At 75.0% G+C, this 24,243-nt stretch carries 20 protein-coding genes; 10 read left to right on the top strand and 10 right to left on the bottom strand.

The annotated features are described in order from the left end of the window. Positions 1-197: 197 nt before the first annotated feature. From FS882_RS07100 to FS882_RS07110, 3 genes are all read right to left on the bottom strand, one after another. The gene (locus FS882_RS07100) at positions 198-1,124 is read right to left on the bottom strand and encodes a glycine betaine ABC transporter substrate-binding protein (RefSeq protein WP_158372346.1); all 927 of its coding nucleotides are present in this window, start codon (positions 1,122-1,124) and stop codon (positions 198-200) included. 96 nt (positions 1,125-1,220) lie between these two features. Next, entirely contained in the window at positions 1,221-2,120 is a 900-nt protein-coding gene (locus tag FS882_RS07105) for an ABC transporter permease (RefSeq protein ID WP_262348129.1), read from the bottom strand. After that, complete coding sequence (locus FS882_RS07110; protein ID WP_222848158.1) at positions 2,117-3,484, bottom strand: betaine/proline/choline family ABC transporter ATP-binding protein; 1,368 nt, start codon at positions 3,482-3,484, stop codon at positions 2,117-2,119. Before FS882_RS07110 ends, FS882_RS07105 begins: the two co-directional genes overlap by 4 nt. A 542-nt stretch (positions 3,485-4,026) precedes the next feature. On the opposite strand from FS882_RS07110, the gene FS882_RS07115 reads away from it, so the two are divergent. The 6 genes from FS882_RS07115 (at position 4,027) to FS882_RS07140 (ending at position 9,681) form a co-directional block, all read left to right on the top strand. Continuing rightward, on the top strand, positions 4,027-5,478 hold the full coding sequence (locus tag FS882_RS07115; protein ID WP_262348130.1) for a sensor domain-containing protein: 1,452 nt from the start codon (positions 4,027-4,029) through the stop codon (positions 5,476-5,478). A gap of 52 nt (positions 5,479-5,530) precedes the next feature. Next, positions 5,531-6,196 carry a response regulator transcription factor gene (locus FS882_RS07120; protein WP_158372348.1) on the top strand — a complete coding sequence of 222 codons (666 nt, stop codon included), beginning with the start codon at positions 5,531-5,533 and terminating at the stop codon, positions 6,194-6,196. A gap of 131 nt (positions 6,197-6,327) precedes the next feature. Continuing rightward, a complete protein-coding gene (locus FS882_RS07125; RefSeq protein WP_158372350.1) occupies positions 6,328-6,891 on the top strand; it encodes a hypothetical protein in 564 nt (187 codons plus the stop codon). Positions 6,892-7,040: 149 nt separating this feature from the next. Continuing rightward, positions 7,041-7,340, top strand: coding sequence for a hypothetical protein (locus FS882_RS07130; protein ID WP_187365181.1), 300 nt, complete (start codon positions 7,041-7,043; stop codon positions 7,338-7,340). A 179-nt stretch (positions 7,341-7,519) separates the two neighbouring features. Then, positions 7,520-8,770, top strand: coding sequence for an acyltransferase family protein (locus FS882_RS07135; RefSeq protein ID WP_158372354.1), 1,251 nt, complete (start codon positions 7,520-7,522; stop codon positions 8,768-8,770). 62 nt (positions 8,771-8,832) lie between these two features. After that, positions 8,833-9,681, top strand: a complete 849-nt coding sequence (locus FS882_RS07140) for a hypothetical protein (protein ID WP_158372356.1) — start codon at positions 8,833-8,835, stop codon at positions 9,679-9,681. Here the strand turns inward: FS882_RS07140 and FS882_RS07145 are convergent. After that, the gene (locus FS882_RS07145) at positions 9,657-10,646 is read right to left on the bottom strand and encodes a stage II sporulation protein M (protein ID WP_158372358.1); all 990 of its coding nucleotides are present in this window, start codon (positions 10,644-10,646) and stop codon (positions 9,657-9,659) included. The two genes, FS882_RS07140 and FS882_RS07145, sit on opposite strands and share 25 nt — an antisense overlap. A gap of 72 nt (positions 10,647-10,718) precedes the next feature. Between FS882_RS07145 and FS882_RS07150 the strand changes: the two genes are divergently transcribed. Then, on the top strand, positions 10,719-11,543 hold the full coding sequence (locus FS882_RS07150) for an RDD family protein (protein ID WP_158372360.1): 825 nt from the start codon (positions 10,719-10,721) through the stop codon (positions 11,541-11,543). A 94-nt stretch (positions 11,544-11,637) separates the two neighbouring features. Next, complete coding sequence (gene gdhA / locus FS882_RS07155; protein ID WP_158372518.1) at positions 11,638-12,978, top strand: NADP-specific glutamate dehydrogenase; 1,341 nt, start codon at positions 11,638-11,640, stop codon at positions 12,976-12,978. A 457-nt stretch (positions 12,979-13,435) separates the two neighbouring features. On the opposite strand, the gene FS882_RS07160 is transcribed toward gdhA, so the two are convergent. Then, complete coding sequence (locus FS882_RS07160) at positions 13,436-15,199, bottom strand: phosphotransferase (RefSeq protein ID WP_187365182.1); 1,764 nt, start codon at positions 15,197-15,199, stop codon at positions 13,436-13,438. Positions 15,200-15,979: 780 nt separating this feature from the next. On the opposite strand from FS882_RS07160, the gene FS882_RS07165 reads away from it, so the two are divergent. After that, on the top strand, positions 15,980-16,798 hold the full coding sequence (locus FS882_RS07165) for a hypothetical protein (protein WP_158372364.1): 819 nt from the start codon (positions 15,980-15,982) through the stop codon (positions 16,796-16,798). Between the two features lie 80 nt (positions 16,799-16,878). On the opposite strand, the gene FS882_RS07170 is transcribed toward FS882_RS07165, so the two are convergent. Further along, positions 16,879-17,361, bottom strand: coding sequence for a MarR family winged helix-turn-helix transcriptional regulator (locus tag FS882_RS07170; RefSeq protein WP_187365183.1), 483 nt, complete (start codon positions 17,359-17,361; stop codon positions 16,879-16,881). Positions 17,362-17,431: 70 nt separating this feature from the next. On the opposite strand from FS882_RS07170, the gene FS882_RS07175 reads away from it, so the two are divergent. Beyond that, the gene (locus tag FS882_RS07175; protein WP_158372368.1) at positions 17,432-19,318 is read left to right on the top strand and encodes an ABC transporter ATP-binding protein; all 1,887 of its coding nucleotides are present in this window, start codon (positions 17,432-17,434) and stop codon (positions 19,316-19,318) included. Between the two features lie 45 nt (positions 19,319-19,363). Here FS882_RS07175 and FS882_RS07180 read toward each other — a convergent pair whose 3' ends face one another. The 4 genes from FS882_RS07180 to FS882_RS07195 all read right to left on the bottom strand — a co-directional run bounded on the left by FS882_RS07180 (position 19,364) and on the right by FS882_RS07195 (position 24,143). Further along, positions 19,364-20,350: a malate dehydrogenase gene (locus FS882_RS07180; protein WP_158372370.1), complete on the bottom strand. Its 987-nt coding sequence runs from the start codon at positions 20,348-20,350 to the stop codon at positions 19,364-19,366. Between the two features lie 154 nt (positions 20,351-20,504). Further along, entirely contained in the window at positions 20,505-21,716 is a 1,212-nt protein-coding gene (locus FS882_RS07185) for a winged helix DNA-binding domain-containing protein (RefSeq protein WP_262348131.1), read from the bottom strand. 161 nt (positions 21,717-21,877) lie between these two features. Then, complete coding sequence (locus FS882_RS07190; protein WP_158372372.1) at positions 21,878-23,170, bottom strand: DUF58 domain-containing protein; 1,293 nt, start codon at positions 23,168-23,170, stop codon at positions 21,878-21,880. Positions 23,171-23,180: 10 nt separating this feature from the next. Further along, positions 23,181-24,143, bottom strand: coding sequence for an AAA family ATPase (locus FS882_RS07195; RefSeq protein WP_154730099.1), 963 nt, complete (start codon positions 24,141-24,143; stop codon positions 23,181-23,183). Between the last annotated feature and the right edge of the window lie 100 nt (positions 24,144-24,243).

Genomic DNA, 24,243 nt, shown 5'->3' on the forward strand with positions numbered 1-24,243 from the left:
TCCGCCCGCCCCCGGCCCGCCCCCGGCCCGCCCTCCCCGCTCGCGCCGAGATAGGACTTCTCAGCCGAGATAGGACCCTGCAGGGTCCTATCTCGGCGCGGAGGTCCTATCTCGGCGAACGGTGGCGGGGCCCGGGACGGCGACGGCCCCCGCACCCGGAGGGGCGGGGGCCGTCGTGAGGCCGGAGCGCGGGGGCGTCAGACGCCCGCCTGCTCCTTGAGGTCCGTGACGAAGTCCGGGTTCTCGTCGAGCCACGCGGCGGCCGACGCGGTCGGGTCCGAGCCGCCGTCCTCGTTGAACATGAGGTTCTCCAGCGAGAACAGCTGCTCGTCGGTCAGCGTGAACGCCTCGATGAGCTTGGTCAGCGTCGGGTAGTCCTCGGAGAAGCCGGTGCGGCCGACCGTGTGGATCTCCTCCGCCTCGCCCATGGCGCCCTCGGGGTCATCGAGGTCGCGGACGGGGTAGGCGTCGTAGGCCCAGTGCGGGCGCCACAGGGTGACCGCGATGTTCTCGCCGGCGTCGGTCGCGCCCTTGAGCTCGGCGAGCATCGCCGGCGTGGACGAGACGACGAACTCCATGTCGTCCAGGCCGTAGGTCGGGATGGCCTCGTCCTGGGTGATGCGGGTCAGGCCGGCGCCGGACTCGATGCCGACGATGCGGTTGCCGAACGCGTCGGCGTTCTCGGCGAGCTCGTCGATCGACGTGATCGGCGCGTCCTCGTTCACCGCGATGGTGAGCCGGGCGTCGTCGTACCAGACGCCGAGCTGCTCCATGTCGTCGCCGTACTGGTCGAGGTAGTCCTCGTGCGTGGTGGGCAGCCACATGTCGAAGTTCACGTCGAAGTCGCCACCGGCCAGGCCGGTGTACACGACGCCGGCGTCGGCCTCTTGCGACTCCACCGTGTAGCCGTCCTCCTCCAGCATGGTCTGGAACAGCGCCGAGACGGCGATGCCCTCGTCCCAGCCGGAGTGCACGCCGATCGACACGGTGGGCAGGTCGCCGTTCTCGAGGCGCTCCTCGTCGGAGGCGCTGCCGGAGCCGCCGTCGGAGGCGCAGGCCGTCAGGGCCAGGCCGGCGACGAGCGCCGAGGCGGCGAGGGCGGAACGGCGGGTGCGGGTGCGCATGCGTGTCCTTCCGTGGGCGCGCGGCATCGTGCCGCCGCCCGTGTGGGGGTGGGTGGGGTGCGGGAGCCGCCGTGCGGCCCCGGTGGGACGGGGGCGTCAGGCCTTCGTCGCCGCGGCGACCGCGCGGGCGGTCTTCGAGCGGGTGCCGAACGCCGAGGTCACGCGGTCGAGGAACATGGCCAGGATGACCACGGCCAGGCCGGCCTCGAAGCCGAGCGAGACGTTGACGCGCTGCAGGGCCTGGACGACGTCGCCGCCGAGGCCGGGGGCGCCGGCCATGCCGGAGATGACCACCATCGACAGCGCGAGCATGATCACCTGGTTGACGCCGGCCATGATCGTCGGCATCGCCAGCGGGAGCTGGATCTGCCGGAGGATGCGGCCGTCGGAGGAGCCGAACGCGTGCCCGGCCTCGACGACCTCGCGGTCGACCTGCCGGAGGCCCAGCTCGGTGAACCGGACGCCGGGCGCCATCGCGAAGATGACGGTCGCGACGATGCCGGGGACGACGCCGACGCGGAAGATGACGACGGTCGGGATCAGGTAGACGAAGGCGGGCATCGTCTGCATGAAGTCGAGCACCGGCCGCACGGTCCGGGAGACCCGGTCGTTGCGGGCCGCCCAGATGCCGAGCGGGATCGCGATGACCAGCGCCACGACGCTCGCCAGGATGACCAGCGCGAGGCTGTCCATCGCGTTCTCCCACTGGTTCACGCCGGCGATGACGACGAGCCCGGCCAGCGTGCCGACGGCGAGCTTCCAGCCCTTCGCGAACAGCGCGACCAGCGCGAGCGCGACGGCGATGAACCAGAAGGGCGGGCCGCTCAGCACGGTGTCGAGACCGTCGTAGGCGCCCTCGAAGATGCTCTTGATCGCGGAGAACAGGCCGCGGAACGTGGTGGTCACCCAGCCGACGGCGACGTCCACCCACTCGCCGAGCGGCAGGCGGGGGACACCCTGGTCGGTGGTGTCGAGGGCGAGGATCGGGGCGGTCACGCGCGCACCTCCGTCGTGTCGGCCGCGCGGCCCGCGCTGGGGGCGGCGGTGGTGGCGTCCGGCGCGGTGCCGAGCGGGTCGGCCTCCGGCTCCGGGGCGGTGGCCGCGGTCGGGTCGGCGTCGCCGGGTGCGGGCGCGGCGGACGTGGCGGCCTGGTCGGCCGTCGGGGTGCCCTTCGGCGGCGTGCTGGTGTCGACGGGGACCATCGCCTCGAGCAGGATCGCCCGGGGGATGACGCCGACCAGGCGGCCCTTGTCGTCGGTCACGGGGACCGGCAGCGGCGACTCGGCGGCGGGCGCGAACACCTCGGCCAGCGGGGTGTCGACGGACACCGACGTCAGGCTGTCGTCGATCAGGCCCTCGAGGGTGTCCTTGCCGGCGCGGGTGGCGTCGACGGCGTCGGCGTCCCGGACGATGCCGCGCAGCACGCGGGTGCGGTCGACGACGTAGGCCGCGGCCACCTGGGCGTCGCGCATGGTGCGCAGCGCGAGGCGCGGGCCGCCCCCGGCGAACGCGACGGCGGCGGGCCGGCGCATCACGGAGGACGCGGTCAGCACGCGGGTGCGGTCGACGTCGGCGACGAACTGCGCCACGTAGTCGTCGGCGGGCGCGGACAGGATCTGCTCGCTGGTGCCCACCTGGACGACGCGGCCGTCGCGCATGACGGCGATCCGGTCGCCGAGGTACATGGCCTCGTTCAGGTCGTGCGTGATGAACACGATCGTCTTGCCCAGCGTCTGCTGGAGCTCGAGCAGCTGGTCCTGCATCTCGCGGCGGATCAGCGGGTCGAGCGCGGAGAACGCCTCGTCCATGAGCAGGATGTCGGTGTCGGCGGCCAGCGCGCGGGCCAGGCCGACGCGCTGCCGCATGCCGCCGGACAGCTCGTGGGGGAGCGAGTCGCCCCACTCGCCGAGGCCGACCATCTCGAGGGCCTCGTCGGCCTTCGTCCGGCGCTCGGCCTTGTCCATGCCCTGCAGCGCCAGCGGGTAGGCCGCGTTGTCGCGCACCGTGCGGTGCGGGAGCAGCGCGAAGTGCTGGAACACCATGCTGACCTTGCGCTGCCGGATGGACCGGAGCTGGGCCGCGCTGACGGCGCTGAGGTCGTCGTCGCCGAGGACGACGCGCCCGGCCGTCGGCTTGAGCAGGCCGTTCAGCATCCGGATCAGGGTCGACTTGCCGGAGCCCGAGAGCCCCATCACCACGAAGGTCTCGCCGCTGCGGATCTCCAGGTCGGCGTCGATCACCGCCGCCGTGCCCCACTGGCGCACGTCCTCGCGGGACGACCCGTCGCGGAGCCGCTTCACCGCCTCGTTCGGCCGGCGGCCGAACACCTTGTACACGCCTTCGACGCGCAGTCCTGTCACTCATCCACCTCGTCACGTCATGACGCGCGGCCCCATCCCCTCCGCGGGCGGAGGTCGGGTGCGCCCCGGGGGCGGGGCGCGCCGGGGGCGCAGCGTCGGTCGGCAGCGCCGCGCGGGCCGCCCGGAGGGGGCCGGTTGCACGGCGGCGGAACACGCCCCGGCCCTCGCTGCCGCACCCCGGGAGAGGGGCGCTGCGAGGGCCGGAAGCAGGCGTCGCACGCCGACCATTCGTCGATCTGGTCGTGCTCCACCGTGCCCCATCCCGGCGGGGATTGCGAGGCCGGGACGTGCCCAACTCGTGCGTGGTGGGACGATTTTACCTAGGTAAAGTCGCCCTGACCTGCGACTTTACCATTTCTTGGATTGTTACCGCTTTGTGACCTCACGGTCGGGAACTCGTGGTCCCGGGGCCGGGGGACATCCCCCGGACGGGTGGGTGGTGCGCCGGGTGCCGCACGGCGTACCCGGCACGGGACGATGGTGCCGTCCGACCGACCCGGAGCGCCCCGAGGGGTTCTCCGGCCCCGCACGAGGAGCCCGCCATGCCCGCCACCCACCCGGCCGCCGCCGGCCCCGCCGACCCGACGGCGCCGCAGCCCGGCGCGCCGGTCGCACCGCATCCCGGCGCGCCCGCGGTCCCCGGAGTGCCCGGCACCGTCGCCACCGCACCGCTGCACGTCACCGCCGACCTGCCGCGGGGCGCGATCTGGGCGCCCGGCGTCATGGGCCGCACCTGGCGCGAGTACGGCTACCTCTTCCTGGCCCTGCTCGTCGCGCCCTTCTCCTTCGCCTACGCCGTGGTGGCGGTCGTGCTGCCGCCGTCCGTCGCCGTCACCGTGATCGGCCTGTTCGTCGCCGGCTGGGTGATCGTGGGCGGCCGGATGTGGGCCGCGCTGTACCGGGGGATGGCGCGCGGGATGCTCGGCACGTCGATCGCGACGCCGATGCCCCGGCGCCGCCGCCGCGGGTTCTGGCGCCGCCTCGGCGTGCTGCTCGGCGACGCGCCGGGCTGGCGCGGCGTCGCGTTCGGCGCGCTGGCGCTGCCGCTGGCGATCGTCGGGTTCGTCGTGCCGACGACGTTCCTCGCCGTGGCGCTCGGCGGGACGACGCACTGGTTCTGGTACCGGTGGCTGCCGCTGCAGGAGGCGTCCGACGGCACGATGCACCGCGGGGCCTCGTTCGGCATGGACTTCTTCATCGACACCCCGCCGCGGCAGTGGATCCTCATCGCCGTCGGCCTGCTGGCCTTCCTCGCCTGGCACCGCCTGACCCTCGGGTTCGCGCACCTGTTCCGGCTGCTCAGCCAGAGCCTGCTCGGGCCGACCGCCTCCAGCCTGCGCGTCGCGCACCTCGAGCAGACCCGCGGCACCGCGGTGACCGACGCCGACACGCGCCTCCGGCGCATCGAGCGCGACCTGCACGACGGCACCCAGGCCCGCCTGGTGGCGGTCGCCATGCAGATCGGCGACGCCCGGGACCGCCTCGCGCACGAGCCGTCCGCCGACCCGGCCACCCTCGGGCTGCTCGCGGAGGCGCACGGGGCGCTGAAGGACACGCTGACCGAGCTGCGCGAGATCGCGCGCGGGATCCACCCGCCGGCGCTCGACAACGGTCTGGCGGTGGCGCTGGAGACGCTGGCGGCGCGGAGCCCGGTGCCCGTGACCGTCGACGTGGACCTGGCCGCCGCCCGGCCCGCGCCCGAGGTCGAGACGATCGCGTACTTCGCGGTCGCCGAGCTGCTCACGAACGTCGTCCGGCACTCGGGCGCGACCGGGGCCTACGTCCGGGTCGAGGCCGACGGCAGGGCGCTCTGGCTGCGCGTGCGGGACGACGGCCGCGGCGGCGCCCGGCTCGGGCTGCCCGGCGCGTCCGGCGGCTCCGGGCTCGCGGGCCTGGCGGACCGCGTGGCCACGGTGGACGGCGAGCTCGACGTCGACAGCCCGGCCGGAGGCCCTACGGTGGTGACCGTGCACCTGCCGCTGAGCGCTCGATGAGCCGTCCGGTTCCCCGCCCGTCGCACGTCCGCACCCCGGTCGGGGGTGCCGCGTGCGGGTCGTGATCGCCGAGGACTCCGTCATCCTCCGCGACGGGCTCGCGGCCCTGCTCGCCCGCCGCGACCACGAGGTGGTCGCGGCCGTCGGCGACGGGGACGCGCTCGTGACGGAGGTCGCGGCGCTCGCGGACGCCGACGCGCTGCCCGACATCGCCGTGGTCGACGTCCGGATGCCGCCCGGGTTCACCGACGAGGGGCTGCGCGCCGCGCTCACCCTGCGCGAGACCCACGCCGGGCTGGGGGTGCTGCTGTTCTCGCAGTACGTCGAGACCCGGTACGCCGCGCAGCTGTTCGGCGGCGACGCCCGCGGGGTCGGCTACCTCCTCAAGGACCGGGTCGCCGACGTGTCCGACTTCCTCGACGCGCTCGAGCGCATCGCCGCCGGGCACACGGTCCTCGACCCCGAGGTCGTCACCCAGCTCATGGGCGCCGCGCGCGTCGACCCCGGCATCACGCGGCTCACCCCGCGGGAGTCCGAGGTGCTGGAGCTCATGGCGCAGGGCCGGTCCAACGGGGCGATCGCCGACGCCCTCGTGCTGACGTACGGGGCGGTCGAGAAGCACGTGACGTCGATCTTCGGCAAGCTCGACCTGGCCCCCGACGCCGGCGACCACCGCCGCGTCCTGGCGGTCCTCCGCTACCTCAACCTGGAGGCCTGACCGCCCCGCGCCGGCACGTCCCGCGAGGTCGAGCGTTCGCGGCGACGTCGAGGGTTTCCGGCGCCCCTGGCACCACAGACCCTCGACCTCGGGCGGGGCGGACCGCAGCGGGGCGCGCTAGCGTCGGTGACATGCCGAAGCTCACCGCACCGCAGCTGCTCTGGACGGGCGTCGTGCTCGTCGTCGTCGGGATCATCGGGGGCTGGATCGGGCAGGCCCTGTTCATCGAGCTGCTGTACCGGGCGTCCTGGCTGTACGGGTTCGCGCAGACGGTCGGCAACGCGCTCACGGTGGTCGGCGCGGCGATGATCGGCGGGGCGTTCGTCGTCGGCGCGCTCCAGCGGGGCCCCGCCGCGCCGCGGCCCGCCCCGGCGCAGGCGCCGTACGGCGGTGCGCCCGGGCAGCAGCCCGGCGGCTACCCGGCGGCGGGCGGGTACGCCGCCCCGGCGTACGGCCCGCCGGCCGGGGCCGCGGCGCCCGGGTACGGCGCGCCGACGGGTGGGTACGCGGGCCCCGGCGGGTACGGGGCCCCTGCCGCGGGCGGGGCGCCGGCCGGCGGGTACGCCCCGGCCGCGGGCGGGGACGCCGCCCCCGCGCCGCCCGCGCCGACCGCGCCGCCCGCGGCCGACCCGACCGCGCCCGCCGTCGGCGACGACGAGCAGGGCCGCCCCGCGCCGTCCGCGGGCGACCGGTAGGACCTCCGTCCTCCGGCGATGCGGCACCGGGCCCCGCCGGGAAGTGGCCGCGATCCGCGGGCGGAACGGCCCGCGGCGCCGCTGCCCGCGGTCTAGCCTCGGATGCGCCACCGGACGACCGGCGGCCGATCCCGCGTTTTGGAGGACCCGTGCCCGTGCCCACCGCCCCGCAGCTGTTCTGGACCGGGCTCGCGACGCTCGTGCTGGGCGTCCTCGGCAGCGCCGGCGCCCAGGCGCTGTACGTGGACCGGCTGTGGGCGTCGCCCACCACCTTCGCGTTCCTGTCGGCGGCGGCGACCGGGCTGACCGTGCTCGGCGCCGCGCTGGTGGCGGGCTCGCTCGTGCTCGCCGGCGGCCGGCGCGCGTCGGCCGCGCAGCACCCGGGGGACGCCGCGCCCGCCACCGACGCGCGCGCCACCGACGCGCGCGCCACCGACGCGCCGCGCTGACGGCGCTGCCGTCTGCAGGGGCGGGGCGGGGGAGATCCCCCGTCCCGGGTCGGGTTGACCGCCGCGCAGGACGGGGGTCGGACCCCTTCTGACCTGCGGTTCCGCTCGACAGGCTGGTGCTGTGCCCGAACGCCGGGCACCCGCGCGGCCCCCCGCGCGGTGCCCTCGGGAGCGCCGCCATGTCGACCGTCCTGCCCGCACCGTCCCGCGAGGCGAACACCCTCGCGCTGACCACCGGCGCCCGGCCCGTGCGCCCGGTGCCCACCGGCGCCCGCGCCGCGGTCCCGGCGGCCCCGGCGCCACCGGCCCGGCCCCGCGCGCGCCGCGACCCGTTCGTCGACGGCGTCCGCGCCGTCGGCATCCTGCTCGTCGTCGCCCTGCACTGGCTGATGGTCGAGGCGACCTGGGACGGGGAGGCGCTCGTCGTCGGGAACGCCCTCGCCCACGGCGGCGCCTGGCTGCTGACCTGGCTGCAGCCGCTGCCCCTGCTGTTCTTCGCCGCCGGTGCCGCCGCCCGGTACGACCTCGACCGCCACCCCGGCGAGCCGGGCTGGCGGTTCGCCGGGGTCCGGCTGCTGCGCATGGCGCGGCCGGTCGCCGTGTTCGCGGGGGTGTGGGCGCTCCTGCTCGCGGCCCTGCCGTGGCTCGGCGTCCCGGCCGCCGCCGTCGACCGGGTGGCGCGGATCGTGCCGCAGCCGCTGTGGTTCCTCGGCGTGCAGATCGGCCTGCTGGCCCTGACCCCGGTGCTGCTGCGCGCGCTGCGCCGGTGGGGCGCGGCACGGGTGCTGCTCGTCGCGGCGGCGCTGCCCGTCGTCGTCGACCTGCTGCGGTTCTCCGACGAGGTGGCGCTGCCCGGCGCGCCCAACGTGCTGCTGGTGTGGGCCGTGCCGTACCTGGGCGGCCTGGTGTACGCCGCGCGCCGGCTCGCGACCCCGGAGGACGTGGCGGCGCGCGACCTCGTGCCGGAGCGCACGGTGCTCACGCTGCTGGCGCTCGGCGGCCTCGCGGCGACGGTGCTGCTGCTCGCGGTCGGCCCCTACCCGTGGTCGCTGATCGGCATGCCCGGCGACGCGATCTCGAACCTCGCCCCGCCCACCGCCCCGGTGGTCGGGTTCGCGGTGGCGCAGGTCGCGGCGGCGCTGCTGGTGCGGGACGCGGTCGCCCGCTGGGCCGCCGGCTCGCGGCTGGTGCGCTGGGCGGGCGCGCGGTCGATGGGCCTGTACCTGTGGCACCTGACGGCGATGTTCGCGGTGTCGGGGGTGGTGCTGCTCGGGGTCGGGGAGACGCTGCCGGAGCCGTGGACGTGGGACTGGTGGGCGACCCGGGCGTCCTACCTGGGGGCCGCGGCGGTCGTGCTGGCGGGGCTCGTCGTCGCGGCCGGGGCGGTCGACCGGCGGCTCCCGGTGCTGCGGAAGCGTGCGGCCGCGTGAGGACCCCGCGGCCCGCCGCCCGCTGTCAGCCCGCTCCCAGGTCCGGGTGCTGGGCTGAGCGGGTGCTGCACGAGCCGACCCGACGACGGACCACCGTCCTGCCCGCCCCCGTCGAGGACGGCGGCACCCGCCGGCCGTGGCGCGTCCGCCGTGCCGGGCTGCTCGACGTGAACCCCCTGGCCCGGATGATCGCCGCGCACCGGCCGTTCGTCGACCTCGACGGCGACGGTGAGCCCGACCCCGGCCCGGACCCCGAGCAGGCGGGCCCGGCGACGAGGCTGATGCTGAGCCTCGGGGCGATGGAGCACGGCGAGGTGTGGCTCGCGGACGCGGCACCGGCGGGCGCGCCGCCCGTGGACGCGGCACCGGCGGGCGCGCCGCCCGCGGACGGGGACGCCGCGCCGCACGCCGCGGTCGACGGGCCCGCCGAGGTCGCCGCCGTCGCGGTCTGGCTCCCGCCCGACGCCGACCGGCTGGGCGCCGACCTCCAGCGCGTGGTCACCCGGGAGCTCGGCGTCCGGGTGGACCCGCACCCCGAGCCGGCGCGCGCCCCCCTGCGGGCCATCGCGGACGCGACGGCCCGCACGCTCGCCCGGGTGCGGGAGTCGGGCGCGCAGCGGGTCCTCGTGCTGCTCGCCGACGACGGCCGTGCGTCCGCGGCGCAGCGGGCGGCGCTGCTCTCCGACCTGCTGGCGCCCGTCGCGGCCGACCAGGGCGCGGCCGGCCGGGACGTCCTGGCGGTCACCGTCGACCCGGCGCAGGTGGCCGACCTGCGGGCCCTGGGGTTCGGGGAGGTGGCGCGGACCCCGCTGGGGGCCGCCTCGCTGTGGCTCGGCGCGCTGCGCGCCGGCGCCCTGGCGACGGGCGCCGACGCGCCCGCACGGGCTCAGGCCGCGACGGCGACCGCGTAGCCCGCGGCGTCCTCCTCGAGGTCGCCGGTCTCGCCCTCGGCGACCGCACGGCGGCCGAGGACGATCGTGTAGGTCCAGAACGCGGCGAGCGCGATCGCCCCGATGACGATCTTCAGCCACCACGGCAGCGTCGAGCCGGTGACGAAGCCCTCGACGACCCCCGACAGCAGCAGCGCGCCGGCCAGCCCGATCACGACGGTGATGAGCGCGCGGCCCTCCTCGGCCAGCGCCCGGGACCGCGGCCGGCCCTGCGGGTCGACCCACGCCCAGAACAGCCGCAGGCCCGCGGCGCCGGCGACGAAGATCGAGGTCAGCTCGAGCAGCCCGTGCGGCGTGATGAGCTGGAAGAAGATGCCCAGGCTGTCGTGCGCGGCCATCATCCCGCCGGTGGCGCCGACGTTCACGGCGTTGTTCGCGAGCACGTAGAGCGTGCCGATCCCCGAGATCCCGAGCGCGACGCACAGCGCGGCGACCCAGGCGTTGTTCGTCCACACCACGGCGGCGAACCCCGCGCCCGGGTCGTAGTAGGTGGCGAAGGCTTCGCGTACGTACTGCTCCTGCTCATCAGCTGATCCCATGGCGGCGAGGGCGCCCGGATTCGTCGCGACCCACCATCCGGCGACCACTCCGACCAGGAGAAACGCGACCATCACCCCGACTGTCCACCATCGGATCCGGTACAGAGCCGCGGGTAGGGAGAGCACGAGGAACCGGCGGACGTCTCGCCATGCAGGCTCGTGCGTCCCGGCGATCCGGGACCGAGCCCGGGCGAGGAGCTGGGACAGCCGTGCCACCGCGTCCGGGTCGGGCGCGGAGGACCGGATGGTCGACAGGTCGGTCGCGGCGGCCTGGTAGAGGCGGACCAGCTCGTCCGCCTCGGCGCCGTCGAGGCCGCGCCGCCGGGACAGCTCGTCCAGGCGCGCCCACGCGGGCTCGCGCACGGCGGAGAAGGCGTCCAGGTCCACGCCCGATACCCTGCCACACGAGGCCCGGTCCGCACCGGGTGACCAGCGGGGCGACGTCGGCGGAGGTGGGGCGTGCAGGACGAGGGCATCGTCATCGGCGAGGGCGTGCTGCTGGACACGCGGCCGACCTCCTTCGCCACCCGCCTGGCCGGGGCGGTCATCGACCTGATCGCGCTCGGCCTGGTCGCCGTCGCGGTGGCGTGGGTGCTCACCCGGTTCGTGGTCGTCGCGCCGAGCCAGGACGTCCTGCAGATCACCTTCGTGGTCGTGATGGTGACGGTCCTGGTCGTCATCCCGACGACGGTCGACACGCTGACCCGCGGCCGGTCGCTCGGCAAGCTCGCGGTCGGGATCCGGGTGGTGCGCGACGACGGCGGCCCGATCCGGTTCCGGCAGGCGTTCGTCAGGGCGCTGGTCGGGATCCTCGAGCTCTGGCTGACCCTCGGGTCGGTCGCGCTCATCACCTCGCTGGTCAACCCGCAGGGCAAGCGGCTCGGCGACATCATGGCCGGCACCTACGCCGTCCGGGTGCGCGGCCGGACCGAGCGCCGCGCGGTCCTGGTCATGCCGCCGTTCCTCGCCCCGTGGGCGCAGCAGGCCGACGTCGCGCGGCTCCCGGACGGCCTCGCGCTGTCCGTCCGGCAGTTCCTCGGGCGCGCGCCCCGGCTGCACCCCGGCTCGCGCTACGCCCTGGGCCAGCAGCTGGCCGGCGAGGTCGCGCGGTACGTCGCTCCCGGGCCGCCCGCGGGGACCCACCCGGAGGCGTTCCTCACCGCGGTCCTCGCGACCCGGCGGGACCGCGAGTACGACGCCGCGACGCGCGCGGCGCAGCGCTCCGCGACCGAGGCCGTCACGCTGCACCGGCTGCCGCACGGGGTGCCGGACCCGGCCCGCTGAACCACGTCGTGGACGTCCTGGCGGCGGTCCCGGCCGCCCTCGTACGGTGACGGGCGCCGGGAGCAGCCGGCGAGGACACGACGAGGTGAGGCACGTGCAGGACCAGCTGGGAGTGGTGCTCGACCAGGTGCTGGCGCGGAACCCGGGGGAGCCCGAGTTCCACCAGGCGGTGCGGGAGGTGTTCGGCAGCCTGGGACCCGTGCTGGAGCGCAACCCCCGGTACGTCGACGCGGCCGTGCTGGAGCGGCTGTGCGAGCCCGAGCGGCAGATCGTGTTCCGGGTGCCGTGGGTCGACGACGCCGGCCGCGTGCAGATCAACCGCGGGTTCCGCGTGCAGTTCAGCACCACGCTCGGCCCGTCGAAGGGCGGCCTGCGGTTCCACCCGTCCGTGAACCTCGGCATCGTGAAGTTCCTGGGCTTCGAGCAGATCTTCAAGAACTCGCTCACCGGCATGCCGATCGGCGGCGGCAAGGGCGGCTCGGACTTCGACCCGCGCGGCCGCTCGGACGGCGAGGTCATGCGGTTCTGCCAGTCGTTCATGACCGAGCTGGCCCGGCACATCGGCGAGTACGTGGACGTGCCCGCCGGGGACATCGGCGTCGGCGGCCGGGAGATCGGCTACCTGTTCGGCCAGTACAAGCGCATGACCGGCCGGTACGAGTCGGGCGTGCTCACCGGCAAGGGCGTGACCTGGGGCGGCTCGCTGGTCCGCACCGAGGCCACCGGGTACGGCGCCGTGCTGTTCGTGCAGGAGATGCTGCGCGCGGCGAACCGGTCGCTGGACGGTCAGCGGGTGGTCGTGTCCGGCTCGGGGAACGTCGCGCTGTACGCGATCGAGAAGGCGCAGCAGCTCGGCGCCGACGTCGTCGCGTGCTCGGACTCCCGCGGGTACGTCGTCGACGACGAGGGTCTGGACCTGCCGCTGCTGCAGCAGGTCAAGACCGTCGAGCGCGGGTCGCTCGCCGACTACGCGGAGCGGCGCGGGGGATCGGCGCGGTACGTGCCGGGACGCCGGGTGTGGGAGGTCGGCGCGACGGTGGCGCTGCCGTGCGCGACGCAGAACGAGCTCGACGCCGACGACGCCCGCGCGCTGGTCGCGTCGGGGCTGGTCGCGGTGGCCGAGGGCGCGAACATGCCGACGACGCCGGACGCGGTCGCGGTGCTGCGCGAGGCCGGGGTGCTGTTCGGGCCGGGCAAGGCGGCCAACGCCGGCGGCGTCGCGACGTCCGCGCTCGAGATGCAGCAGAACGCGAGCCGGGACTCCTGGTCGTTCGACTACACCGAGCAGCGGCTCGCGACGATCATGCGGGACATCCACGACCGCTGCGCCGCCACGGCCGACGAGTACGGCGCTCCCGGCGACTACGTCCTGGGCGCCAACGTGGCCGGCTTCCTCAAGGTCGCCGACGCGATGCTCGCCCTCGGCGTCGTCTGACGGCTCGGCTCGGCCGGAAGCGCTGGGCGGGTGCTCGGACGGCGCGGTCTTCGTCCCCGGCACGGGCTGCGATCGCGCTCGGAGAGGGTGTCCGTCCCGGCCGCAGTGACGGCGGTGGAACGCACTCTCGTTGATCGCGCGTCCGAGGTGGCCAGGACCGAACTGCGTCGGCAGCCCGTCGAGCCTGTCAGCTCGTGTAGGTTCGAGCGAGTAGTGGGTGCGACGTGCTCGAGGTGGTGGGCCGCGTCCGATGCGTCCACGACGACGTCCCGAGTGGCGATGCCCGGCGGGGGGTCGAACGATTCCGTGAGCTGGGCGCCGCCCCGGCTGAGGACTCGGCGCGTCACCGCGCTGGTCGATCGCGCTCGCACCCACAAGCGCACTGCGGGGAACTGACCAGAGACTCGACGGACGAGGTCGGCGCCGATCAGTCCGGTTCCGATCACGAGGATGTGTGTCACTGCGCGCCTTCCTGCAGCGAGTTCTCGCCCGCGAAGGCGACGCGGATCACGCCCCCGTCGTCGCTGACCGCCTCGATCTCGTCCCCAGGCGCGATATCGATCACGGGGGCGAGTGCTCCGGTGAGGATCACATCGCCCGGTTGCAGGCGACGGTCGACCGCGCCGAGCGAGTCGAGGAGCCAGCGCGCGGATCCCCACGGCCCGCCGTCAAGCGCCGTGGCCCCGCCCTGTGCCACCTCAGCGCCGGCGCGCCTGACCGTGACCGCCGTGCGGAGGAGCGCGGGCGCATCGACGGACGCGAGGGGAGGCCCGACGACCACCGTGCCGAGCGCGGCGTTGTCCGCGACGCTCTGTGCGACGGTTCCTTGCCACGAGCAGTACCTGGTGCGGAGGATCTCGAAGCACAGGAACCCGCCTCGGGGCACGAGCGTCCAACCCTGCCCGGAGCGTTCGACCCGCTCGACGACCAGTGCGATCTCGACTTCCAGCTTCGCACCGACGGCGGCGCTCGCGGGCAGCGTCGTCCCGGTCGGGACCAGGTCCTGGTCGAAGATGACGCCGCGGTCGGGAGTATCGATGCCGTACTGCCGTCGGACTGCTTCGGAGGTCAGGCCTACCTTGTAACCCACCGGTACGGCTCCGCTGAGGATCCGTGCACATGTCGTCAGCCGTTGGACGTCGTACCCCGCGCTGAGGGGAAGGTCGGCCGGCGGCAGAGCATGAGCCGTGACGGCGGCGTCGTCCTTCGCCGCGCTGCGTAGCCTGCGGGCCAGTGGGGCGACGTGGCGCACCCGGGGTGAGAGCAGCCACTCGCGCACCTCGGCGGGCGGATGCCCCAGCCCGCTCGCGATGACGTCGAGAGCGCCAGATGGCGGTTGCGGCGTCGGGCCGGACGCGCCCAGAGTCTCGAGCGCCTGCACGCCGACCTCAAGAGCCCGAAGGCCGTTCTCCACCTTGAGCGGGATCTGAAGCCGTACCCCGTCAGCCACGTGCTCGAGACTGCCGAGGATGGTGAAGGCCGCCAGGAACCGCTCGTCCCTCGGTGTGAGGACGGCCCCGTACCCGTGGAGGAACGAGGCGCGCAGATCTGGTCGATCAGGCCACACCGTCGCGAACAGCCAGGCGAAGTCCTCGAGGGCCAGGCCCACGTGGGACGCCTCGAAGTCGATCAGCCCGAGCTGGCTGTCGGGTTCGGACCACAACCAGTTGCGCGGCTGGAAGTCGCCGTGGGTGAGGGTGAGCCAGCGTGCCGATGCCGACGAGGCGAGCGTCCCGCGCGCGCGGGCTATGCCATGTCGCTGAGCGACCGTGAGAACCCGCCGGCTCAGTTCCTCACGGACGGTCGACAGGCAGAGCACCGACTCCAGGATCGGGTCGACCTCGTCGCCATGGTCGCGCGCCTGGTGCTGGCGGTGGACCGCTGCCAGCGTCGCCCCTGCCTGCCAGTGGATCTCCCGTTCGGTCGATCGATCGGGTGCCGGGCTCATCGTCCGTACCACGAGTCCAGGAACCACCGTCAGGACGAGGACGCGGAGCTCGGGGAAGCTTGCCAGGAGCGAGGGCGCGGCGACCCCGGCGGCGGGGACCGTCGACCGAAGGGCAGCTCGTTCGCGGGCGAAGGACTCCTCGCTCGGGCTGATCTTCACGTACGCCTCGTGCGTCGGCCAGCGTGCCAGCCACACCCGGGAACTCTGCCGTGGCCACGACGTATCGGCAACCACGACAAAATCGCCCAGTTCGGCCCGTAGTCGCTCGGTCACGACTGGGGGGAGCTCCGAGGTCTCTCTGTCAACCATGTTTCTCGTCCATCGAAGATCATTGCTGTACGAGTGCGGGCGCAGGCCGAAGGCTGCGGCCGAACTGAGCGAGATGTATCGCCCTCCGGCCGGCGGCAGTGTGCGGTTCGAACATGAGCGAACCCGCGTCGGATGTGGCCGAGCGGGTCGGACGGCCAGCACCATTCCACACTTCCCCCGAGCACCACAACCCCCACGTCTCAGCCGATGTAATGCGCTAAGGTCCGTAGGGCCGCCAAGGCGTTGTGATCGTTTGCGTCGATGTGAGGCGACTGCCCGTCGTGCGACACGAGCACCCGCTGTGCGCATACCGAGATCGCCATGACAGGGGGTGCTCGATGGTGAGGACTTCTGGGGGGACCGTCGTCGCGCTCGCGCGAGGGCGAGGACAGCCGGGCCCACGCTCCTCGTCGCTGCGTCTGTGACGAGCGTTCTCGCCCCCTCGACGGCGGTCGGATCGGTTCTCGTGGTCGGGTTGTTCGTCGACCGGGGGCCGCGGGCTCGTCATCGTGCGCCACCGGAGATGGTCGACCACCGACGACGCTGGATCGGGTGGGATCGGAAGAGAGGCAAGCTGCGCGACCTGGTGGCGGCACTGGCGGGCGAGCCGCTCCCTGCGTCGTGCCGGGTTCTACGCGGACCGTCGATCCATCCCGCACATGTGCTCGTGGTCGTCGACGAAGGGGGGTCCTCGAAGAGGGCGCCGTCCTTTACTCCCGGCGTCCCGGTGATGCGGGGCTGAAGGTGGACGGACGTCAGAACCGGTTCGGTCGCTCGCAGTTCGTCGGGCAAGGCGCTATCCGGGTCGCGACGTACGTCGGACTTCTCCTGGACGCGATCCCGGCGGAAGAGGTGCTGAGTCATGACAAGCTCGAGGGGTTCTTCCTGCGAACCTGCCGAATGCCTCAGAGGCTCATTCGCGATCGCGACGTCGACGACTTCCGGGGAATTCAACGACGCATGGAGCGGTGGCGCAGAGGTGACGTGCAACTGCTTCCGTGGGCGTTGGGCAGAGCTGGCCGAAGTCCACTTCCCTGGGTGGAGCGGTGGTGGATGTGGCGAGACGTCACAGCCGCCCTCACGCCTCTCTCGTCGGTGGTTCTGACCGTGCTCATCACCGTTGCCCCCGTTCCGTGGGGAGGCCGTCTGGGGTTAGTCGCACTCGTCGCGACCATGGCGCAGCCAGACGTCCTCCGCCATCTGGCGCGGTGGCGTCCCCGCCGCATGAGACAAGCCGCACGCACCTGGTCGTCGAGCGCAGCAGCGGCTGCGGTCGGGCTCGGTGCCGTGACGACCGCCCTCGTGCGTATGGCGACGCGCCGCCATCTGCTGGAGTGGCAGCCCTCAAGCGCAGACAACCGCGCGTTCACCCGGGTGGACGCTCTGGTTCTGGCCGGGTGCTCCGGGGCCGGAGTGCTCGTCGCGCTGGGTGTCCGTGTCGGAACCCCGCTGCTCGTGGTTGTCGCGTCGATCTGGCTCGTCGCGCCTGCGGCGGCGTGGACCGTCGACATGTGGAAGGCACATCATCCGCCCGGTGCACCGGATCGCGCCCCACGCGTATGACGGGCCGACCCCCGGTCGCACGTGGAGCAGCGACAGGGAGTGCGGGCGGGCAGGGTGTCGTCCCATGGCGCCCAGGCCGGTCAGGCCCGGGCGCACTCCGCCGGCGTGCCCGCTGGGTCGTCGACCAGGCGGTGCAGGAGGCGGAGCAGGTCGTCCTGCTCGCCCGGGTCCAGGCGCGCGAGGAGCTCCTCCGCGTGCCGGCGGCGCTGCGCGTCCGCCTCGGCGAGCACCGCGCGGCCCTCGTCCGTGGCCGCCACGAGCGTGGCGCGCCGGTCGGTCGGGTCGGGCCGGCGCTCGACCAGGCCCGCCCGCTCGAGGTCGTCGACCAGCGAGGTGATCGACCGCGGCACGACGTCGAGCGCGGCGGCCAGCGCGGTCTGCCGCTGCGGCTCCTCGCGCGCGACGACGCGCAGCAGCCGGTGCCGCGACGGCGTGAGGTCGACGCGCTCGCGGACGTCCCGGCGCATCGTGTGCAGCGCGCGGCGCAGCAGCCAGAACAGCTCGTCGCCGGGGCTGCCGGGGGCCGGGTGGTGGTGCGCGGGGGCCGGGGTGACGGGCGTCATGCTCCCCAGGATAGCGAGTTCCGTACATAGAGAGGTAGCCTCTCTATCGGAATCGTCCCCAGGAGGCCCCATGTCCATGCACGGAGGAGGAGGCGGCAGCCCGGCCATGTACCGGTCGTTCCGCCTCGACCCGTCCGTCGCCCGGCGTCGCATCACCCGCGACGTGCTGCGGCGCATCCTCGCCTTCGCGCGCCCCTACCGCGGGCTGCTCACCGTGTTCCTCGTCGTCGTCGCGCTCGACGCGACGATCGGCGCGGTCACGCCGCTGCTGTTCCGGCAGATCATCGACCACGGCATCGCGCAGGGCCGCACCGGGCTGGTGCTCGGGCTCGCCGGGGTCGTCGCGCTGCTCGCGGTCGTCTCGGCCGGGCTGACGCTCGCCTCCCGGTGGTTCTCCGCCCGGATCGGCGAGGGCCTGATCCTCGACCTGCGCACGCAGGTGTTCGACCACGTCCAGCGGATGCCGCTGGCGTTCTTCTCCCGCACGCAGACCGGTGCGCTCGTGCAGCGGCTCAACGGCGACGTGCTCGGCGCGCAGCAGGCGTTCACGTCGACGCTGTCGAACGTCGTGTCCAACGTGCTGACCGTCGTGCTGGTCATCGCCGCGATGCTGTCGCTGTCCTGGCAGATCACCCTGCTGTCCCTGGTGCTGCTGCCCGCGTTCGTGCTGCCCGTGCGGGCGATGGGGCGGCGGCTGGCGGGCGTGACGCAGGAGTCCTACACCCTGAACGCCGCGATGGGCCAGACGATGACCGAGCGGTTCAACGTCGCCGGCGCGCAGCTCGTCAAGCTGTACGGCCGGCCCGAGGACGAGACCGCGGAGTTCGCCTCCCGCGCCGCCCGGGTGCGGGACATCGGCATCACCTCGGCGATGTACGCCGCGGTGTTCCGGATCGGCCTGACGCTGATCGCCGCCGTGGCGGTCGCGATCGTCTACGGGCTGGGCGGCGTGCTCGCGATCCAGGGCTCGCTGACGGTCGGCGTCGTGGTCGCGCTGACCTCGTACCTGACCCGGCTCTACGGCCCGATCACCTCGCTGTCCAACGTCCAGGTCGACGTCATGACCACGCTGGTGTCCTTCGAGCGGGTGATCGAGGTGCTGGACCTGGAGCCGACGGTCGCGGACGCCCCGGACGCCCGGCCGCTGCCCGCCGACCTCGCCCGGACCGCGAGCGTCGAGCTGGACGACGTGTCCTTCCGGTACCCGGCCGCTTCCGAGGTGTCGCTCGCCTCGCTCGAGTCGGTCGCCCGGCTGCAGACCGAGGTGCCCGGCACGACGCTCGAGCACGTGTCGTTCAGCGTGCCGCACGGCCACCTGGTGGCGCTGGTCGGGCCGTCCGGCGCGGGCAAGACCACGATCTCCGCGCTGGTGGCCCGGCTCTACGACGTCACGTCGGGGACGGTCCGCGTCGCCGGGCAGGACGTCCGCGAGGTCACCCAGGAGAGCCTGCGGGACGCCATCGGCATCGTGTCCCAGGACGCGCACCTGTTCCACGACACCATCCGCGCGAACCTGCTGTACGCCCGGCCCGGGGCCACCGACGCCGACCTGGAGCAGGCGCTGCGCCGGGCGCAGATCTGGGACCTCGTGTCCCGGCTGCCCGACGGCGTGGACACCGTCGTCGGGGACCGCGGCTACCGGCTCAGCGGCGGCGAGCGGCAGCGGCTGGCCATCGCGCGGCTGCTGCTGAAGGCGCCGCCGATCGTGGTGCTCGACGAGGCGACCGCGCACCTGGACTCCGAGTCGGAGGCCGCCGTGCAGCGCGCGCTGGCCGAGGCGCTGGAGGGCCGGACCGCGATCGTGATCGCGCACCGGCTGTCGACCATCCGCGAGGCCGACTCGATCGTGGTGCTCGACGAGGGGCGGGTGGCGGAGCAGGGCACCCACGCCGAGCTGCTCGCCGCCGGCGGGCTCTACGCCGAGCTGTACGAGACGCAGTACGCGTCGGCGGGCTGAGCGCCCGGCCGACGCGGGGCGCCGGCCGCGTGCCGGCGCCCCGCGTCAGATCAGCCCGAGGTGCCGCACCGCCTGCCGCTCCTCGGCCAGCTCCGCCACCGAGGCGTCGATGCGCGCCCGGGAGAACGCGTCGACCTCCAGGTCGGGGACGATGTGCCACGCCCCGTCGACGGCGGTGACCGGGAACGAGCACACCAGCCCCTCCGGCACCCCGTACGACCCGTCGGACACCCGGCCGGCCGACGTCCAGTCGCCGGGGGCGGTGCCGCCGCGCCGCAGCCGGCCGTGGTCGATGATCGCGCTGACGGTCGACGCGACCGACGACCCGCCGCGCGCGGCGATGATCGCCGCCCCGCGCTGGGCGACGGTGTCGATGAACTCGCCCTCCGCCCACGCCCGGTCGACCACGTCCAGGGCGGGCCGCCCGTCCACCAGCGCGTGCCGGAGGTCGGGGTACTGGGTGCGGGAGTGGTTGCCCCACACCGTCACCCGGCGGATGTCCCGCGGGTTCGCGCCGGTCCGCAGCGCGAGCTGGGCGAGGGCGCGGTTGTGGTCCAGGCGGGTGAGCGCGGTGAACCGGTCGGCGGGCACGTCCGGGGCGTGCGCCGCCGCGATCATGGCGTTGGTGTTCGCCGGGTTGCCGATCACCAGCACGCGGATGTCGTCGGCCGCCACGTCGTTGATCGCGGAGCCCTGCTCCCGGAAGATCCCGCCGTTGGCCTGCAGCAGGTCCGCCCGCTCCATCCCGGCGGTCCGCGGCTGCGCGCCGACCAGGACCGCGATGTCCGCGCCGTCGAACGCGACCCGCGGGTCGGCGGTGACGTCCACGTCGACCAGCAGGGGCGAGGCCGCGTCCTGCAGCTCCAGCGCCACGCCGTGCGCGGCGTGCAGCGCGTCGGGCCGCTCCAGCATCCGCACCCGCACCGGTGTGTCCGGGCCGAGCAGCTCCCCGCTCGCGACCCGGAACATCAGCGAGTAGCCGATCTGGCCGGCGGCGCCGGACAGCGTGAGCGTGACGGCAGGACGGGGCACGGGGGACTCCTGGTGGGTCGGCGTCGGGTCGGGGCGTCGGCGTCAGGAGCGTCTGCGGCAACGATCCGTCCCCGACCGTAGGTGGCGCGCAGGCCGGTTTCAAGGGCGCCGGCGCACCGGTCCCCGGGGGCCGCGACCGCGCCGGCGGCCGGCGTCAGGTCTCCGCGACGGCCACCGCGTGCTCCGCCGCGTCGTCCGCGGTGAACCGGACCAGCCGCTCGGCCTCGGCCAGCACCGCGCGGTGGTCGGTCCGGGTCCACCGCCGCAGCGGGGTGACCGTCAGCAGCGCGCGCTCCCGGCGGGCACGCGGGGCGCCCGCGGGGCGGGGGAGCCGCTCCCGCCGGACGGTCCAGGACCCGGCCACCACGCCGTCGACCAGCACGGTCCCCGGCGGCATGCCGTTGCGGCTGGCCAGCGCAGGGCGGACCTCGGGCGGGATCACCCGGCTGCGGTCGTCGTGGCCGAGCAGCAGGTTCTCGAAGTCCGGCAGCAGGCGGACCGGCGCGGGGGCGTCCTCCGGCGGGCGCGGGGCGTCCGGGACGTCGAGCAGCACGCGCGGGCGGCCCGACGGCGGGTCGACGTGCACCACCTCGACGAGCTCCGGACGGATCCGGTCGACCACCGGGGCGAGCCGGGTCAGGCCGGACCACCGCTGCACGTCGGCGGTCGTCGCCGGGCCGTAGACGGCCAGGTACCGGCGGACGAGGGCGGCCAGCGCGGCCTCCCGGTCGTCCTCGGCGAGGTCCGCGTCGCCCGGGCCGCCGGCGGTGCCGAACCACGCCCACGCCGTCGTCCACGTCGTCGCCAGGCTCCGGCCCCACACCCCGCGCGGGGTGACCTGCACGAGCGGCAGCAGCCCGCGCGCGCCCATCGCGAGCGAGGCCGGGTCCAGGTCCGGCCAGGTCGCCGCGAGCCGCGCCCCCAGGTCCCGCGCGCCGAGCGGGCCGGCGGCCAGGGCGTCCAGCGCGGCGGACCGCAGGTCGTCCAGGTCGACCTGGCGGAGCGTCGGCGCCGCGGACACGTTGGCGGTGAGGTGGCGGCGCAGCGTCGGGGCGAGCAGCGGCCACAGCGCGAGCGCGTCGTCGGCGGTGACCAGGTGCACGGTGTCGCGGAGCAGCGCGAGACGGGCGACCCGGCGGTCCGTCATCGCGTCGGCGAGGTCGGCGTGCGCGAACCCGGCCACGCGCGCGTGCAGCGCGAGGTACGCCGACGACGGGTTCTGGGACTGCAGCGCGACCAGGCGCCGCACGACGTCGACCGCGGGGGTGCCGGTCCGCTCCAGGAGGTGCTGCCGGGCCAGCAGGGCGCGGCCGAGCCCGCGCGTGGTGATGCTGCCGCCGCCCGCCAGGTCCCCGTCGCCCGTCACCCCGCAGACGCTACTGGCCGGCCCCGACACCGCGCCGCGACCACCCCGCCCCACCGACCCCCGCCGAGATCGCACTCGTCGCGGGGTTCGGGCGGGCTGGACCCCGCGACGAGTGCACTCTCACCGAGGGAGTGGGGGAGGGGGAGTGGGAGGGGGTGGGGCTACAGGCGGCCCGCGGCCTTCAGGGCCAGGTACGTGTCCGCCAGGCGCGGGGCCAGGTCGTCGGGCAGCGCGTCCACGACCTCGACCCCGTGGCTGCGCAGCCGCTGCGCGACGGCCGTCCGCTCCAGCTCGGTCCGCTCGGCGGCCGCGGCGTCGAACAGCGCGGCCACGTCCTCCCGGCCGGTGCGCAGCCGCTCGACCTCGGGGTCCCGCACCGACGCGAGCACCACCTGGTGCCGGGACGCGAGCTGGTCGACCACCCGCAGCAGGCCGTTCTCGACGGCCGCCGGCTCGAGCGCGGACAGCAGCACGACGAGCGCCCGCTGGGACAGCCGCTCCTGGACCTGCGCGACGATCCCCGGCCAGTCCGCCTCGACGAGCGACGGCTCCACGTCGGCCAGCGCGTCCGCGATCGCGGGCATCAGCCGGGGACCCGACGCGCCGGCGACCCGTGCCCGCACGGTGCGGTCGTAGGCCAGCAGCTCGACGCGGTCGCCGGCGCGGGACGCCAGGGCCGCGAGCAGCAGCGCCGCCTCGACCGACGGCTCCAGGCGCGGCTCCTCGCCGGTGCGCGCGGCGCTGGTGCGCGAGGTGTCGAGGACGATCAGCACCCGGCGGTCCCGCTCGGGTCGCCAGGTGCGGACCACGACGTCGTTGCGCCGGGCGCTGGCCCGCCAGTCGATCGACCGCACGTCGTCGCCGATCACGTACTCGCGCAGCGAGTCGAACTCGGTGCCCTGCCCGCGGACCTGGACCGCCGCGCGGCCGTCCATCTCCCGGAGGCGGGCGAGCCGGCTGGGCAGGTGGCGGCGGGACGCGAACTCCGGCAGCACGCGCTGGGTGCCGGGGACCTCGAGGGACACCTGCCGGGCGGCGAGGCCGAGGGGGCCGGCGGCCCGGATGGTCACGCGGTCGGCGCGCAGGTCGCCGCGGCGGCTCGGGCGCAGGGCGGTGTCGACCCGGCGCGACTCCCCGGGCGGCAGGTCGACCCGGTGCCGGTTCTGCTGGGCGCCGGCCGAGGGCTGCCACGCGTCCCGGACGAGCGCCCGCAGCCGCCGGGCGCCGGTGTGCGTGAGGGTCAGCCGGGACCGGGCGGGCTCGTGCAGCCGGACCGCCCCGGTGACCTCGCGGCGGATCGCGACGGCGCGCGGGGACGCGGCCAGGGCGACGTCGAGCGCGCACAGCAGGACGACGAGCACCGCCCAGGCCAGCACCGTGCCGGGCACGGGCCAGAGCAGCACCGGCAGCGCGCCGACCGCGGTCAGCGCGACCGCGCGCCAGGTGATCGCCACGCCGGGCGCCTCAGCGGGGGACCGGGACGGACGCCAGCACGGTGTCGAGCACCGACTCCGCCGTCACGCCCTCGAGCTCGGCCTCCGCGCGCAGCTGCACGCGGTGCCGCAGCGTCGGGTGCGCGAGCGCCTTCACGTCGTCCGGGGTCACGTACGACCGGCCCTGCAGCCAGGCCCAGGCCCGCGCGGTCGCCAGCAGCGCGGTGGCGCCGCGGGGGGACACGCCCAGGGACAGGGACGGCGACTGCCGGGTGCCGCGCACGACGTCGACCACGTAGCCGAGCACCTCGGGCGCGACCTGCACCCGGGCGACCTCCTCGCGGGCGCGCTCCAGCACGTCCTTGCCGGCGACGGCGCGCACGCCCGCGCGGGCGAGGTCGCGGGGGTCGAAGCCGGCGGCGTGCCGGGCGAGCACCTCGATCTCCTCGTGCCGCTCCGGCAGCGGGAGGGTGAGCTTGAGCAGGAACCGGTCGAGCTGAGCCTCGGGCAGCGGGTAGGTGCCCTCGTACTCGACGGGGTTCTGCGTGGCGATGACGACGAACGGCGAGGGCAGCGGGCGCGGGGTGCCGTCGACCGACACCTGCCGCTCCTCCATCGCCTCCAGCAGCGACGCCTGGGTCTTGGGCGGCGTGCGGTTGATCTCGTCGGCGAGCATGAGGTTCGTGAACACCGGGCCCTCGCGGAACGAGAACTCGGCGGTGCGCGCGTCGTAGACCAGGGAGCCGGTGACGTCGCCGGGCATGAGGTCCGGCGTGAACTGCACCCGCTTGGTGTCCAGGTCGAGCGCTGCGGACAGCGTCCGGACCAGCAGGGTCTTCGCGACGCCGGGCACGCCCTCGAGCAGCACGTGGCCGCGGCAGAGCAGGGCGATGACCAGGCCGGTCACGGCGGCGTCCTGGCCGACGACGGCGCGGCCGACCTCGGCGCGGACCGCGCCGAGCGCCTCGCGCAGCTCGGGGGACGGCTCGGGCACGGCGGGTGCCGCGGGCGCCGGGGGAGCGGCCGGCGCCGGCTGCTGGGTCCAACCGGGCTGCGGCGCCGCCTGGGTCGGCTGGGGTGCCGGTCCGGTCGGC

The sequence above is a fragment of the Cellulosimicrobium cellulans genome, from assembly GCF_007679345.1.
Classification (GTDB): Bacteria; Actinomycetota; Actinomycetes; order Actinomycetales; family Cellulomonadaceae; genus Cellulomonas; species Cellulomonas cellulans_A.

Coding starts and splice junctions, on each gene's coding strand:
- FS882_RS07100 (WP_158372346.1), bottom strand. CDS start 1,124: ATGCGCACCCGCACCCGCCGTTCCGCCCTCGCCGCCTCGGCGCTCGTC.
- FS882_RS07115 (WP_262348130.1), top strand. CDS start 4,027: ATGCCCGCCACCCACCCGGCCGCCGCCGGCCCCGCCGACCCGACGGCG.
- FS882_RS07125 (WP_158372350.1), top strand. CDS start 6,328: ATGCCGAAGCTCACCGCACCGCAGCTGCTCTGGACGGGCGTCGTGCTC.
- FS882_RS07135 (WP_158372354.1), top strand. CDS start 7,520: ATGTCGACCGTCCTGCCCGCACCGTCCCGCGAGGCGAACACCCTCGCG.
- FS882_RS07170 (WP_187365183.1), bottom strand. CDS start 17,361: ATGACGCCCGTCACCCCGGCCCCCGCGCACCACCACCCGGCCCCCGGC.
- FS882_RS07175 (WP_158372368.1), top strand. CDS start 17,432: ATGTCCATGCACGGAGGAGGAGGCGGCAGCCCGGCCATGTACCGGTCG.